The sequence below is a fragment of the Paenibacillus oleatilyticus genome (assembly GCF_018998565.1).
GTDB lineage: Bacteria > Bacillota > Bacilli > Paenibacillales > NBRC-103111 > Paenibacillus_G > Paenibacillus_G oleatilyticus.
This window is the reverse complement of record NZ_JAHNZO010000004.1, coordinates 25646-39936: the sequence shown is the minus strand read 5'-3', so window position 1 is coordinate 39936 and position 14291 is coordinate 25646. Positions and strand designations below refer to the sequence as shown.

14 protein-coding genes are annotated in these 14291 nt (G+C 46.3%); 10 read left to right on the top strand and 4 right to left on the bottom strand.

Annotation, left to right across the window (positions count from 1 at the left end):
- Nucleotides 1-4 precede the first annotated feature (4 nt).
- The 6 genes from KQX66_RS06530 (at nucleotide 5) to KQX66_RS06505 (ending at nucleotide 6890) form a co-directional block, all read left to right on the top strand.
- Complete coding sequence (locus KQX66_RS06530; RefSeq protein WP_216791180.1) at nucleotides 5-700, top strand: CoA transferase subunit A; 696 nt, start codon at nucleotides 5-7, stop codon at nucleotides 698-700.
- Entirely contained in the window at nucleotides 685-1350 is a 666-nt protein-coding gene (locus KQX66_RS06525) for a CoA transferase subunit B (RefSeq protein WP_216791178.1), read from the top strand. The genes KQX66_RS06530 and KQX66_RS06525 overlap by 16 nt, the downstream gene beginning before the upstream one ends.
- Before the next feature lie 15 nt (nucleotides 1351-1365).
- Nucleotides 1366-2550, top strand: a complete 1185-nt coding sequence (locus KQX66_RS06520; RefSeq protein ID WP_216791176.1) for a thiolase family protein — start codon at nucleotides 1366-1368, stop codon at nucleotides 2548-2550.
- Nucleotides 2551-2758: 208 nt separating this feature from the next.
- Nucleotides 2759-4036: a peptidase gene (locus KQX66_RS06515; protein WP_216791173.1), complete on the top strand. Its 1278-nt coding sequence runs from the start codon at nucleotides 2759-2761 to the stop codon at nucleotides 4034-4036.
- A 28-nt stretch (nucleotides 4037-4064) separates the two neighbouring features.
- Entirely contained in the window at nucleotides 4065-5435 is a 1371-nt protein-coding gene (gene gabT, locus KQX66_RS06510) for a 4-aminobutyrate--2-oxoglutarate transaminase (protein WP_216791171.1), read from the top strand.
- A gap of 30 nt (nucleotides 5436-5465) precedes the next feature.
- Nucleotides 5466-6890, top strand: coding sequence for an aldehyde dehydrogenase family protein (locus KQX66_RS06505; RefSeq protein ID WP_216791169.1), 1425 nt, complete (start codon nucleotides 5466-5468; stop codon nucleotides 6888-6890).
- 268 nt (nucleotides 6891-7158) lie between these two features.
- Here KQX66_RS06505 and KQX66_RS06500 read toward each other — a convergent pair whose 3' ends face one another.
- On the bottom strand, nucleotides 7159-9534 hold the full coding sequence (locus KQX66_RS06500; protein WP_216791167.1) for a S8 family peptidase: 2376 nt from the start codon (nucleotides 9532-9534) through the stop codon (nucleotides 7159-7161).
- A gap of 1 nt (nucleotide 9535) precedes the next feature.
- On the bottom strand, nucleotides 9536-10630 hold the full coding sequence (locus tag KQX66_RS06495) for an AAA family ATPase (RefSeq protein ID WP_253956990.1): 1095 nt from the start codon (nucleotides 10628-10630) through the stop codon (nucleotides 9536-9538).
- Between the two features lie 279 nt (nucleotides 10631-10909).
- Between KQX66_RS06495 and KQX66_RS06490 the strand changes: the two genes are divergently transcribed.
- Nucleotides 10910-11110, top strand: a complete 201-nt coding sequence (locus KQX66_RS06490; protein WP_216791163.1) for a hypothetical protein — start codon at nucleotides 10910-10912, stop codon at nucleotides 11108-11110.
- Nucleotides 11097-11924 carry a hypothetical protein gene (locus KQX66_RS06485; RefSeq protein WP_216791161.1) on the top strand — a complete coding sequence of 276 codons (828 nt, stop codon included), beginning with the start codon at nucleotides 11097-11099 and terminating at the stop codon, nucleotides 11922-11924. Before KQX66_RS06490 ends, KQX66_RS06485 begins: the two co-directional genes overlap by 14 nt.
- 181 nt (nucleotides 11925-12105) lie before the next feature.
- Here the strand turns inward: KQX66_RS06485 and KQX66_RS06480 are convergent, their stop codons facing one another.
- Nucleotides 12106-12459, bottom strand: a complete 354-nt coding sequence (locus tag KQX66_RS06480; protein WP_127459402.1) for a helix-turn-helix domain-containing protein — start codon at nucleotides 12457-12459, stop codon at nucleotides 12106-12108.
- A 288-nt stretch (nucleotides 12460-12747) separates the two neighbouring features.
- Here KQX66_RS06480 and KQX66_RS06475 point away from each other — a divergent pair, with 288 nt between their 5' ends.
- On the top strand, nucleotides 12748-12939 hold the full coding sequence (locus KQX66_RS06475) for a hypothetical protein (RefSeq protein WP_216791158.1): 192 nt from the start codon (nucleotides 12748-12750) through the stop codon (nucleotides 12937-12939).
- Between the two features lie 136 nt (nucleotides 12940-13075).
- Nucleotides 13076-13513, top strand: coding sequence for a hypothetical protein (locus KQX66_RS06470; protein ID WP_216791156.1), 438 nt, complete (start codon nucleotides 13076-13078; stop codon nucleotides 13511-13513).
- Between the two features lie 18 nt (nucleotides 13514-13531).
- Here KQX66_RS06470 and KQX66_RS06465 read toward each other — a convergent pair whose 3' ends face one another.
- A complete protein-coding gene (locus KQX66_RS06465) occupies nucleotides 13532-14107 on the bottom strand; it encodes a hypothetical protein (RefSeq protein ID WP_216791154.1) in 576 nt (191 codons plus the stop codon).
- Nucleotides 14108-14291: the final 184 nt, after the last annotated feature.

Sequence of the window (14291 nt, the reverse complement as noted above, 5' to 3'; positions counted from 1 at the left end):
ACGCATGGAGCTTGTAAAAAAGCGAAGCAAGGTCGCCGGGCTGGAGGACGCGCTTCAGCATATACGCGACGGGATGACCCTGATGTACGGGGGCTTCGGAGGCGTGGGCAATCCTCCGTCCTTGTGCCAAGGCATATTAGATAAAGGCGTGCGCGATCTTGTTCTGATCGGCAACGACTGCGCGTTCCCGGATATCGGCATCGGGCGGCTGATCACGGCGGGCCGGGCCAGAAAAGTCATTGTCTCGCATATCGGCTCCAATCCGAACGCCGGCCGGTTCATGAACGAGGGCGCGCTTGAGGTCGAGTTCAGCCCGCAAGGGACGCTGGCCGAGCGCATCCGCGCCGGGGGCGTCGGCTTGGGCGGCATCTTCGTCGATGTCGGCATCGGCACGATTGCCGAAGAGGGCAAGCAGCAGATCGTATTGGACGGCAAGCCGTATTTGATCGAAACGGCGCTGACCGCCGAGGTCAGCATCGTGCACGCGCAGAAGGCCGACCCGTACGGCAACTTGATTTATGACAAAAGCGCCCGCAATTTCAATCCGCTTGTCGCGATGGCCGGAGATTACACTATTGCCGAGGTCGACGAAATCGTGCCGCTCGGCGAGCTGGACCCGGAATGCATCGTCACCCCGGGGATTTATGTCGATATGGTCATACCGAGTCAAGGAGTGAACTGGACATGGGCGTGGGAGTAGAAGACAGCCGTTACCGGATCGCCCGGCGGGCGGCGCAGGAGATTCAAGACGGGATGCTCGTGAACCTCGGCATCGGGATTCCGACCTTGGTGGCTAATTATGTGCCGCCGGAGATTCAAGTGTTTTTTCACGCGGAAAACGGCATCCTGGGCACAGGACCGAGCCCGGCCAAGGGGAGTGAAGATCCCGCGCTGTGCAATGCCGGAGGCTTTCCGGTGACCATCGTGCCGGGCGCATCGTATTTCGACAGCGCGACGGCGTTCGGGATTATCCGCCGCGGCTATGTCGACATCACGATTCTGGGCGCGCTCGAAGTGAGCCAACACGGGGATTTGGCGAACTGGATCGTTCCCGGCAAACGGGTGCCCGGGATGGGCGGAGCGATGGAGCTGGCGCAAAAGTCGCGCAAGGTCATCGTCCTGATGAACCATACGAACAAGCAGGGCGAGTCGAAAATATTGAAGCAGTGCTCGCTGCCTTTAACCGCGCCGCGCTGCGTGGATATGGTCATTACCGAAATGGCCGTGATGGAAGTGACGGACGAGGGACTCGTTTTGCGGGAAGTGATGGCCCCCTTCACAGCAGAAGACGTCATCCGGCAGACGGAAGCGGAGTTGATCGTTCCGTCCGTCGTGTCCACGATTCAATAAGGGAGGCAATCCGTGATGAATGAAGTCGTTATCGCGGCAGGGGTCCGCACGGCGGTCGGAGCCTTCGGCAAGTCGCTGCGGGATGTGCCCGCTACCGAGCTGGGACGTCAAGTGCTGACGGGCTTGATGGCGAGAACGGCGCTGCCGAAGGAAGAGGTGGGCGAAATCATTTTCGGCCACGGTTATGTGCACGGCGGGGGGCTCAATTCGGCCCGAATCAGCTCACAGCGGGCCGGCTTTCCGCTTACGGTGCCGGGTCACGTCGTCATCAAAGCGTGCGGCTCGGGCCTCAAGGCGATCACAAGCGCAGCGTTGGCGATTGCGGCGGGGCAAGAGGAAGCCGTCATTGCGGGCGGCGTGGAAAGCATGAGCAATGTGCCTTACTTGGTTCGAAACCGCTGGGGCACGAAGTTCGGCCATGTCGCAATGGAGGACGCGCTGCTCGCCGACGGGCTGACCTGCTCGTTGGGGAATGAGCATATGGGCATGACCGCGGAGCGATTGGCTGAGCAGTACGGCATTTCACGGGAAGAGCAGGACCGGTTTGCCTTCGAAAGCCACCGCAAGGCGGCCGACGCGGTCCGCAGCGGACGGTTCAAGGACGAAATCGTGCCGCTGGAGCTGCAGGAACGGCAAGGCGTCCGGCTCTTCGACAGCGACGAGTCGCTGCGGGAAGATATCGAGCTGGCGAAGCTCGCCAAGCTGCCCGCCGTCTTCAAGCCAGACGGCACGATCACCGCGGGCAACGCCTGCCCGATGAACGACGGCGCAGCCGCCGTGCTGCTCCTGTCCCGGAGCAAAGCGGAGAGGGCGGGCATCCAGCCGCTGCTCAAGGTCAAAGCGTTCGCCAGCGCCGGCGTCGATCCGGGCGTGATGGGCATCGGGCCGGTGCCCGCCGTCCATAAGGCGCTGCGCAAGGCCGGGCTGACGCTCGACGACATCGGGCTGATCGAGCTGAACGAGGCGTTCGCCGCGCAGGCGCTGGCCGTCATCCGCGAGCTGAAGCTGAGCCCGGAGCGGGTGAATGTGAACGGCGGCGCGATTGCGTTGGGGCATCCGGTAGGCGCTACCGGAGCGAAGCTGACCGTGACGCTGATGCACGAAATGCTGCGGTCCGGCGTGAAGTACGGCATGGTGACGCTGTGCATGGCCGGCGGCATGGGCATTGCGGTGATCTACGAGAACGTGAGTGAGGCGTAGAGGGTTTCGAATTTTTAGATGTTCGGTGAAAAAAGGAGCGGAGCGAGCGGAATCATTCTGGAGAAGCGCAGCGGTCGCCTTTGTCTCCGGATTCTAACCTCTAAAGGGGTTATTGAATGAAAGAATCCGGGGACAAGAGGGATTGGAAGAATGATCCGCGCGCGCAGCACCCTCCTTTTCACCTTACTTCCGCACAAGGAGGAGAAACATGTCAGAGCTCCAAGCACGGATTAAGCAGTGGATGTGCACGCACAGCGAGGAAGGCATTGCCTTCCTGCAGCGGCTGGTGCAGGTGCCAAGCACGCAGGGCCATGAGGCGGCGGCGCAGGCTTTGGTCGCCGAGAAGCTGCAGCAGATGGGCTTAGAGGTCGACGTATGGGAGCTGGACGGGGAGGCTTTGAAGAAGCATCCGTACTTTTGCTCCTCGCGGCCGAATTTCGATAACTGTCCGAATGTCGTCGGCATTCTGCGCGGTTCCGGCGGCGGGAAGTCGATCATTCTGAACGGCCATATCGACGTTGTCCCGGAGGGGGAGCGCGAGCAGTGGTCGGACGATCCGTACAGTGGCGCGATCCGGGACGGCAGGATGTACGGCCGCGGCGTCACGGATATGAAAGGCGGCAATGTCTCCCTGCTGCTGGCGATCGAAGCGCTGCAAGGACTGGGCCTCCGATTGAAAGGCGACGTCATCTTTCAGAGCGTCGTCGAGGAGGAAAGCGGCGGAGCCGGTACGCTCGCGACCGTGATGCGGGGTTACCAGGCCGACGCGGCGATCATCCCGGAGCCGACGAATATGCGTATTTTTCCGAAGCAGCAGGGCTCGATGTGGTTCCGCATTCAAGTGAAGGGCCGGGCGGCCCACGGCGGCACCCGGTATGAGGGAGTCAGCGCCATCGAGAAAAGCATGCTCGTCATCCGTCACATTCAAGCGCTGGAGGAACGGCGCAACGCCCGGATCACCGATCCGCTGTATCAAAATACGCCGATTCCGATCCCGATCAACATCGGGGTCATCCAAGGCGGCAACTGGCCGTCCTCGGTTCCCGACCTCGTCCGTTTGGAAGGCCGGATGGGCGTCTCGCCCGAGGAGACGATTGAGGAAGCGAAGCTGGAGATGGAGCAGTGGCTAGAGCGGCTTGCCGAGCAGGACCCGTGGTTCAAGGAGCACGCTCCCGTGTTGGAATGGTTCGGCGCCCGCTGGATTCCCGGGTCGATGGACATGGAGCATGAGCTCATGCACACCTTGGCGGAGCAGTACCGCAAGGTCGCCGGGGCGGAGCCGGTCATCGAAGCGTCACCGTGGGGAACGGATGGCGGTCTGTTGACCCAAGCGGGTAAGACGCCTGCTATCGTGTTCGGGCCGGGAGTGACAGAGGTCGCTCATTACCCGAACGAATATATCGAGCTGGACAAAGTGACGGAAGCGGCGGAAATCATTGCTTTGACGCTTATCCAATGGTGCGGACTGGACGAAACGAACGGTTAATTTTTCAAGCCGAAAGGGGAACAAACCTATGACAGCCCAACGAAAATTCGTATCGGTTGCAGCCGAATTGCCGGGAGCGAAGACAAAAGCGCTTCTGGAACGCAGACAGCAAACGGTATCCAAGGGAGTAGGCAACAACCATCCTTTGTTTGTCGAGAGCGCGCAGGGGGCGCTGCTGTACGATGTGGACGGCAACGTGTTCCTGGACTTCGTCGGCGCGATCGGCACCATCAACGCGGGCCACAGCCCGGCCGAAGTCGTAGACGCCATCAAGGCGCAGGCGGAAAAATACATTCATACGTGCTTCCATGTCGGAATGTATGAGCCTTATGTGGCGTTGTCGGAAAAGCTTGCAGAGATCACCCCGGGTGATTTTGCGAAAAAAGCCGTGCTCTTAAACAGCGGCGCGGAGGCGGTCGAGAACGCGGTGAAGATCGCCCGGAAATATACGGGCAAAACGGGTATCGTCTCGTTCACCCGTGGCTTCCACGGCCGGACCCTGCTCGGCATGTCTTTGACAAGCAAAGTAAAGCCGTACAAATATCAAATGGGGCCGTATGCCCCGGCGATTTATAAAGCGCCATTCCCTTATCCGTACCAACGTCCTGCGTCGATGACCGAAGAAGAGTATGGGGAGTTTTGCCTGAAGCAGTTCGAGGACTTCCTGCTGACCGAGGTCGCCCCGGAAGAGCTGGCGGCCGTCATCATGGAGCCGGTGCAAGGCGAGGGAGGCTTCATCGTCCCGCCAAAATCGTTCGTGCAGGGCGTCTTTCAGATTTGCAAGAAGCATGGTATCTTGTTTATTGCCGATGAAATTCAGACCGGCTTCGGCCGGACCGGAGAAATGTTCGCCTCGACGCTGTTCGAGATCGAACCGGATCTTATCACGCTTTCCAAATCGATCGCCGCAGGTCTTCCGATCAGCGCCGTCGTGGGCAAAGCGGAGATTATGGACGCCCCGAACCCGGGCGAAATCGGCGGAACCTATGGCGGTAGCCCGCTCGGCTGCGCGGCGGCTTTGGCCGTGATCGAGATGATGCAGCGCGAAGATCTGCCGGGAAAATCGCGCGTCATCGGCGACACGATCCGCAGTCATTTCCACAAGCTGCGGGATGAGTTTAAAATCATCGGAGACGTTCGCGGACTGGGTGCGATGTGCGCCGTGGAGTTTGTTGATCCGGACACCGGCAAGCCGGCGAAAGAGTTCGTTGCAGCTTTGCTGCAAGCTTGTTACCGAAAAGGAGTGGTCCTGCTCGGCGCAGGAGTCCACAGCAATATTGTCCGTTTCTTGACCCCGCTGGTCATCACGGAGGAGCAACTGCAAGAAGGGCTCGACATTATCAGCGAGGCCATGGCGGAGCTGAGCGCCGTATCGGCCGGCGTGGGCAAGGCGGACTGATCGTATCGCATAAGGAGGCGGATTTACTTCATGAAAAAGCATGCATTCATCGATGGAACCTGGGTTGAGACGAAAAATTACACCCCGCTGTACTCGCCGTACTCCAAGGAAAAGCTGGCCGACATCGCTTCGGCTGATCTCGCGGAGACCGAGCAGGCGATCGAAGCGGCGGTCCGCTGCAAGCCGGTTATGCGAAGCATGCCGGCCCATCAACGGGCCCGGATTCTGGAAACCGTGTCCCGCCTGCTGGAACAGCGCCGCGAAGAAGCGGCCCGCCTCATTGCGCTGGAAGCCGCCAAGCCGATCAAAGCCGCGCTGATCGAGGTGGACCGCACGATCCAGACGTATAAGCTGGCTGGCGAGGAAGCGAAGCGAATCCACGGCGAGACGTTGGCGATGGACGCCGTTCCCGGAGGGGAAGGCCGCTTCGCTTATACCGTAAGAGAGCCGCTGGGCGTGGTTGGGGCGGTCACCCCGTTCAACTTTCCGATGAATCTGGTCGCCCACAAGCTGGGTCCGGCCATTGCCGCGGGCAATACCGTCGTCTTGAAGCCTGCGGGCCAGACGCCGTTATCCGCGTTTTTCATCGCGGAGCTGTTCATGGAAGCCGGACTTCCCGCCGGTGCGCTGAACGTCGTCACCGGCGCTGGCAGAGTCATCGGCGACAAAATCGTCGAGGACCCCCGCGTCGATGTCATCACGTTCACGGGAAGCCCGTCCGTCGGCAAAAGCATCCGCGCGAAAGCCGGATTGAAGCGCGTCACGCTGGAGCTGGGCTCCAACTCCGCGGTAATCGTGGACAGCGACGCCCGGATCGATTCCATTATTGCGCGCTGTGTCACAGGCGCTTTCTCGTTCCAAGGGCAAGTCTGCATCTCCTTGCAGCGGGTGTATGTGCTGGAGGACAGGTATGACGAATTTGTCGAAAAATTCGTCGCAGCGGCCAAACAGCTCAAGCTTGGAGACCCGCTGGATGCCGAAACGGACGTGTCCGCGATGATCTCCGAACGCGAAACGGAGCGGGCCGTGGCATGGATTCAGGAAGCCGCGCAGCAGGGGGCAACCGTTGCGCTGGGCGGAACGGCCGAAGGCGGAATTCTCGCGCCGACGGTGCTGCTGAACGTTCCTCCTGACGCGCAAGTGTCCTGCAAGGAAGTGTTTGCTCCGATTGTGCTGATCAACAAGGTTAGCTCGGTGGAGGAAGCGGTGGATTGGGTCAACCATTCCATCTACGGACTCCAGGCCGGGATTTATACCGACAACCTGCACACCGCTATGAACGCGATCGATAAGCTGCATGTCGGCGGGGTTATGATCAACGACATTCCGACTTTCCGGCTGGATCACATGCCCTACGGCGGCGTCAAAGAAAGCGGCGTCGGACGCGAAGGCATCAAGTATGCGGTAGAGGAATTGACGGAGCTGAAGCTCGTGGTGTTTAACCGGAGCCGGTAGGTGGGGAGTAGAGCTTTTGAATGACAGGGGATATTGATATTTCCTTTAAGGGGCTGCTGCGTGCAGTCCTTTTTGTTAATACTGGAAAGTAACCTTAAGAGAGTAGAGTCATAATAATAAACTGTTTGTAAAGTTATCGGGAACAGGAAGTGAAGCTTATTTTATTTAGTCTACTGGCGATTCCTTAGTTTGGGTGTCGCGATTAATTGAGGAGTATGGGCTGCCTCAAAATTCTCGAATTTTTGGACAGCCCAATCAAAAAAAAGAATTAGCCCCCGTCCAAGTTGATATCAATGTCTTGTCTGAGCTTGATATTTCTGTGTAAAAAGTTATTAGATTGTAATAATTGAGAAACCTCTTGATAAACAAATTTCTGTTTAAAAGGATCACGAATGGTTATGATAATGCAAAATTCTTGCGAAAGATCCATACGTTTTTCTTCCCCTTGTTTTTCAATGTAGTCTCGATACAATCCTTCTAATTTTAAAAACCACTTTTTGGAAGACTGAGCATGCTTCTCTTTTTTTGTTGGTGTTAATTTGGAAATATCAACAGCATATTTCTTAATTGGATAAAATTTTCCAGAATATTGAACAAGAATCTGTTCAGTTTTCGAGAATTGATGTTGGAATTCTAAAGGTCGTTTCTTACTGTAATTACTTGATAGTAATAAATTATGTTGTCCTTCTCTACCGATAGGATTTTTAACAGTCCGTTTTGATGTATCTCTTGTTTTTTTTTGGTCATAAGTTCCAAAGTAAATATCAATATTTGATTGACAATATTCAGGTCCCTGTCCTTCTGATAAAATTGGCGTATTAACAAGGGTTAAAAATACTTGGCCGTAATAATAGCCATTTTGATCAATCAATGACTCTGGATATGGAAAATCGAGGATTTCAATAAATTCACCTTTATTTAAGTTATCCCTTAATATCAAAGTAATTTCATGAGGATTATTATAAAGAATTTCATCTGCTGAACTAGGCAAGCCAAATCCGAATTGATTTATTTTTTCATTCATATCTAAATCAACTTCATAAGGATATTTTGCAGAATGGATTGTTAAGGCTTTGAGTAATACAGGATCAAATTCTTCCCTTAGTTTATGATGAATATCTGCGACTATTGCGGCAACCCTAGGGGTTGAAAAGCTTGTTCCGATGTCTTTTCTTAAGGTACCATCTTTATTTAACGAGTGAACACCATTTATAATCAGTTTACCGTTATCTACTCCACAATTCCCTCCGTAATGGACGAGATCCGGCTTAATAATATTTGCTGGCCCCGGCCCAATTCTGCTAAAAGGAGATAGATGGTTATAAGGAGATAAATCATTTTTTAATTGAGAATGAGCTATTGACCCCACTGTTAATGCTCTTATTGAATCAGCTCCACGAGCAATTTTACTTACCGGCATGCTGTTCAAAAAATTATTGCAATTACCGGCTGATTTAATTATAAGAACATCGTTTTCATCTTGAATACTATCCAGCGCAGCACCAAAGTCGGAAAATTCGGAATTCTTAATTTCGACTTTACTGCCTAGTGACATATTCCATATTTTTATTGTATGGCAATATTTTTCAATTACTTCTCGAATGTTATCTACTAACTCAGCTTCAGTTACACTTTCCAATTTAGGATTTGGATAAACAGTAGCATCAAAAAGTCTACAGCCTTCAGCAAAAGTTAGTTTTTTTCCCTCCAATATGTCGCCAAAACTAGCTATTCCAGCAACAAAAGTACCGTGTGATGGATCAATTAAATTTTGTGGGTAGCTTGTATGCCTTCCTACTATCCAAGAATTGAGTTGAGGAATATTAGCTATCCCAGAATCCAGTACTCCGATAACGGGATACTCAGTATCTTTTTTAGGTGCTGGTATATTTACCATCTCTTCAACAAAGAGGCTATCTTCTGTAATGTCATATATTGGCATAGGTTCAATGCTCATTATTCCATTAAAATCGTCAATTTCGAATAATGCCTCTATAGAATCTATCGAGATTTGAAAAATAGTATTATTATTTGTGTATCTGACAGTTCTATCTAATTTTATTTTGATGTTATCAGTGAGTAATTTTTGAAAGACCTGAAGAACATGAGTGTTAATTTGGTAGTTATCATAGTTTAGCAATTTTACTTTTATAATATACTTCCCATCTTTTTGAGGTGTTATATTATCTAAGCTGATGTTTGGTTCAAATGCCTCTATATTTTTAACTCCTGAAATAACTTTTGGATTTTTATCATAATGATACAAATTTGTGCTTATTTCCAATAACTCGGAAGGATTATCTATTCTTATTAGTAACTCTTGATTTTCGGTAAAACCTATAGTCCTATTTTGCTTTTTTAATTGAAAAAACTGAGTCAAATCTGCTCTATGTGTTTTAGCCAAAGCATTATCAATAATTTTTGCTTTAATTAAAGTTGGCACACTACTATACTTATTAAATTTTTGTTGAATTCTCTTTTGGGCTGTACTTAGTTCATTAAGTAGTAAATCAGATTTGTTTTTTAGTTCCCAGCCACTTAAAACCCACTTAGGGAGTTCATCGTTTCCTCCACCCTCGGTTAAACGTTCATCAATGTCCCCTCTTTTTTCAAATATTTTTATAGGTAAATTTTTTTCTCGCATTTTACCACTCCTCACCATATAGTGTTTTGCGAACCTGTCGTAATGAAATGCCTAAAGTCTTAGAAATTTCAGCTTGTGTTACACCGTTTTCATTTAGAAAACTAATCATAGTAATTTGATCCTCTTTTAATCCTTTAAATAAGTAAATTTGGTAAATAAACAAGGGATAAGTAATAATTCTTTCTTGAGCAATGACTGCTGCCTTTAAAGTGTTATAACAAAATATTTTAATATCTGAAGGTGACAGGCCATGCAATAACGAAGACACCTTAGATATTTTTTTTATGTCGTTAATAAAATCGCATTCAAAATTTTTTAAGAATAATTTTAAAAGAGATTGTATTTCTGTTTCAGTTGGCCTAGGTATTTCAATCACAGTTGAGAACCTTCTCCATACTGCTGGGTCAAGCAGTTTTTCATGGTTTGTTGCTGCGATTAAAATGTTATTTTGATTAAAGCTATCTATATTTTGTAACAAACTATTAACTATTCGTTTCAGTTCTCCGACTTCATTTCCATCATCTCTTGATTTGGCAATTGCATCGAATTCATCTAGAAATAATATACACGGTCGTTCTTGGGCATATTCAAATATTCTCCGAATGTTTTTAGCGGTATTGCCAAGTAGCGACGATACAATTGCATCAAGTTTTGCAGTAATTAAAGGTAATCCTGTTTGTTGGGATATATAATGTGCAATACTTGTTTTTCCACAACCCGGTGGCCCGTAAAGCAGCAGAGATTCAGGTAAATCTATTCCTAATTTTATAAATTCTCCTCTATGTTTGAGCGATGAGACATAGGTCTCAACTTTTTCTTTTGTTAAGCCGGGGAGTATTATTTCATCTTTGGGTGCACTCGTTATTGAGATATCCACCATGTCAAGCCGACTATCTTGGTCAACAGGCTTGGACATGAATTCATCCAAGTAAACTGGGTGAACGGTTTTTTTGTCTAATAAATCTTTAATTCTGTCGGCAAATTTACCCTCTCCTTCCTCACGTAATTTTTCTGTAAGTAGTTGAGCATAGCTTTGAACTTTTTCACGATTCTTTTCTAAACCACCTTCAATGATTTTTAATAATTCAGTTCGCATTTTCAAATTAATCTACTCCTTTTTGGTGTATAACAGAGGTGCAATTTCTGAAATAATAATAACACTTTACAATATAATTTGCACGATATATTATAAAATTATAACGGATATATATTTTTTTGTAACGATTCTTCGGAACTAAATTTTATTAAGGAAGGGAGAGATTAAAGTCAAAGCAAGCGATGTGAATTTTTTTATAAAAACAAATATAGACACCACGAAATAAAGCACTTGAGTAATATAGTGGAAATTGTCTTGAGGGAAAATGGAGGAAAAAATATGGATAATTTACTTAATCCCTCTACTTTTATTGGGGCATTGTTAGTAGGGGTTTTAGCAAGTTTAATTGTGGCATTCTTGCCTATTGATAAGAAGAAAAAGGCTGTATCGAACAATAATTCAATAAAGCAAGTTGGTGATAAAAATGTTGCTATTCAAAATTCAAAATTGGAGGTAATAATAACTGATGAAGAACGATAGCGAGGAAAATAAAACACAACTTCAGCAAAATGGTGATAATAATATTTCGTTTCAAAATTCAACAATAAACATTATCGTCAAAAAATTAAACGATAGAATGAATCCTCAAAAAAGCACCGGTTTAAAAACCAATGATGATGTTGCAAGTAAAATGTTTATTGGAGCTTTGGTTGCTAGTTTAATCATGGCTGGGTATTTAATGTATCAACACGAGCTTTTTCTTTATGGCTGGGTGACAGTGGTTTTTTTCTGGGGACTTGCAATATTAAGGATACTCAAGTTGAAAAAAAACAGTGTATATCGTAATCTGAATTTCGAAAACCGACTGTCTTTAAATGCATCAATGTCCTTTTGGTTAGCTATTGGTGGAGTGATGTATTTCCTTGATAATCCCTTATATCAGCCTATACAAGCATCAGAAGTCAAAATGTACATAGTGAAGGAAGGTTTCTCTGGCATCCTTTCCCGGATCATTGAAACTTATATTGAGCATCCGTCAATTATTATAAGTTTTGTTTTGCAGAGCCTTTCTTATATTACACTAGCTTTAATTGCAGTTTTTCTAATTTTAGATTATATGAGTTTTTCTATCACAATTTTATCGGGTAGGTTACAACAAAATTCGTTAGCATATAAGATAGTCGCATGGTTTGGAACAAAAATGGAGAAATTTAAGATTAATAAGTCGGCGGTTGTGAGCTTTTCTTTAATAATCATCATAGCTTTTCTTTCAGGAAGTGGCATATTTACAATGGTAGTTGAACATGCACAGCAAGTAAATACTGAAATACTTACCTCTTATTATAAACCATAAAAATAATATTAAAAATGACACAAGACCTTCTTGCCAGAGGCTTGTGTCATTTTTAATATTATGAGGTTCTTTTCCTTGTACCATTCGTTATTTCATTTACTACTTTTATGGATCAATGCAGGAATATTTTGATTCAAGTAGAGTAGAGTCAGTATATTCGACTCACTTTTGTAATAGTTTTTCATTTAGATTCAATAGACTTAAAAATTTCCTTCGTTATCCGATGTATCATTTTTACATCGTCAATACGCTTGCTTTTTAAGAAATTGTAATGAACCTCTAAGGCATCTGTTAACTCAAGACTGGCTTGGTCCACATTAAGTTCGCTGAAATCAAACAAATCGCTTGGTAGAATATCAAGAGCTTGGATTATTTTTTCAAGGGAGTCTAATGACGCGTTTCGATCACCACGTTCAACGTCACTTAGATATGTGTGTTGAATCTGGGCTTTTTCACTTAACTCTTCTTGTGTGAGCCCCTTTAATTTGCGAATGAATCTTATTCTTTCACCAATTAATTTTCTAAGGTTTGACACGGTACCACCTCAATATAAGCGTAAGAGAGTTTTACTTAAATTGGAATATAACTATAAGTGTATTAATTTGATAATTTAACTTATAAGTGTTATATTCAATTTGAGTTGTTATCTTATGATTTATTGAAAAGGTGGTATTTATGTATTCAAATTAAAAATCTTGTAGATGTGTATGTTGATTAGGTGTAAGAAAAAGCCAGAGGTTTAAGTCTTAAGCCCCAAAATATGAGGTTGTCTTGTTAATCGAGGAATTGCTGTTCTACTTTGAATAGGAATGGGGATATCATCATGAGTGTCTCAAAAATCCGAGTGTTGCTTCCGGACGATAAGTGCATTGAAAAACAAGTCAGCAATTTAGCGGAGTTCTTGCCTTTAATTAGAATGGTGAATGTCGTTTCATATGAAGCTGCGAGCTATAGAATCGCTCGTATTGAATTAATTATTGACGAGGATATATGGCTTCTGGTCATTCTTGAGTAATCAAAATTATTAACGACTCTGAATGTACGAAAAAACTCAAAGTTAGAGGCATAGTGATACGAGGAATTTTTTTGAAGAATTTGTTTTATTTTTCGAGAAGCTAAGTATTTAAAAATAATTCAGGAAGGAAAGATAAATGTCTATCTCTGAATATAACTTGTTATCGGATATTCAATATTGGCATGAAAGTTCTCAGGGGAATATGGAGATGGCTGTGCTATTCCTGCATCATGGAATGCACGAGGAGTGTTTCTCTTTTGCTGGTATGGCAGTGGAAGCTATGCTCAGAGCGTTCTATATTAAGATTAACGGCCAACTTGTACATGCTCAGCCTTCATACGAAATCTTAATAAAAACGCTCCGATCATGCGGCGAGGTGGATTTGGATACGGAGCTATTTTTAATTGCCGTTCTCTTTCTTTCCAGAAACTATGATAGTTTAATCTTAAATCCACCGATTGAGGAACACATCCGAAAAATTTTAATTAAAACCGATAGAATTCTACATCATTTATCGACAAAGGTAGTAGAGGACGCTGGGGCCTTGTATCGATATGTTCTTGTTAGGATTTAATGGTTTCTCCCACATCTGCTAATCCTCCCTATCCTCTAAGATCTGGTCAATAATTAATAAGTGCTGTGTGATTCGTTTCTTCCGATGAAGTCTAAACGAATGTTGTATAAGGGAGATTATAAACAAGGATATTACAAATGTAGAGATGAAATTAGAAATTTCAAAGATCATAGAAAATAAATCATTGATTTTGCTCCCATCAGATGAAGGAGCATTCTTGCTTAGAATCGAGAGTAGATTATTTGAGGTAGAAAAAATAATACCCAAGAAAAAAGTACCTACAGGTAAAATGAATCTGATGAAAAGATCAATAGCAATTTGAAAATAAGTCGCATCATTATCGCGGGATTTAAGCAGTATACGTATTTCTTTTAGTACATGACTTTCAATACGACTGTATGCATAGTAGGTTTGATGAAAATTTTGATTTCTTACTCTCTTTTTAGCTCTGCCGCGAGCTTGATTCCATTCTCCAAAATAAGCTCTAAGTGGACGCTCAAGGTCGGCAAGAAGTTTTGCTAATATGATAGTTTCCACAAGTAAGAACAAGCTACAAATTATCAGTGAAATCGTAATGATTGAAGTTTGACCCATGGTTGACCTCCAAAAACGGAAGAAGATACATGCACTATACTAAAGGACTTTGGTTCTAATAATTTTACATAGATACAGGAAAATGTAAATATCTGTCGAATATATCTGAAGAGCGGAAAAACCGCTCTTTTTCTATATCGTTTTATAATGCGTTAACGTTTAATCAGAATTGAATTAAAGCTAG

Bases quoted from the DNA above. Each gene is read 5' to 3' on its own strand.
- KQX66_RS06465 (WP_216791154.1), bottom strand. From the start codon at position 14,107: ATGGGTCAAACTTCAATCATTACGATTTCACTGATAATTTGTAGCTTG.
- KQX66_RS06475 (WP_216791158.1), top strand. From the start codon at position 12,748: ATGAGTGTCTCAAAAATCCGAGTGTTGCTTCCGGACGATAAGTGCATT.
- KQX66_RS06500 (WP_216791167.1), bottom strand. From the start codon at position 9,534: ATGCGAGAAAAAAATTTACCTATAAAAATATTTGAAAAAAGAGGGGAC.
- KQX66_RS06505 (WP_216791169.1), top strand. From the start codon at position 5,466: ATGAAAAAGCATGCATTCATCGATGGAACCTGGGTTGAGACGAAAAAT.
- KQX66_RS06530 (WP_216791180.1), top strand. From the start codon at position 5: ATGGAGCTTGTAAAAAAGCGAAGCAAGGTCGCCGGGCTGGAGGACGCG.
- KQX66_RS06495 (WP_253956990.1), bottom strand. From the start codon at position 10,630: ATGCGAACTGAATTATTAAAAATCATTGAAGGTGGTTTAGAAAAGAAT.
- KQX66_RS06525 (WP_216791178.1), top strand. From the start codon at position 685: ATGGGCGTGGGAGTAGAAGACAGCCGTTACCGGATCGCCCGGCGGGCG.
- KQX66_RS06515 (WP_216791173.1), top strand. From the start codon at position 2,759: ATGTCAGAGCTCCAAGCACGGATTAAGCAGTGGATGTGCACGCACAGC.
- gabT (WP_216791171.1), top strand. From the start codon at position 4,065: ATGACAGCCCAACGAAAATTCGTATCGGTTGCAGCCGAATTGCCGGGA.
- KQX66_RS06470 (WP_216791156.1), top strand. From the start codon at position 13,076: ATGTCTATCTCTGAATATAACTTGTTATCGGATATTCAATATTGGCAT.
- KQX66_RS06520 (WP_216791176.1), top strand. From the start codon at position 1,366: ATGAATGAAGTCGTTATCGCGGCAGGGGTCCGCACGGCGGTCGGAGCC.
- KQX66_RS06485 (WP_216791161.1), top strand. From the start codon at position 11,097: ATGAAGAACGATAGCGAGGAAAATAAAACACAACTTCAGCAAAATGGT.
- KQX66_RS06490 (WP_216791163.1), top strand. From the start codon at position 10,910: ATGGATAATTTACTTAATCCCTCTACTTTTATTGGGGCATTGTTAGTA.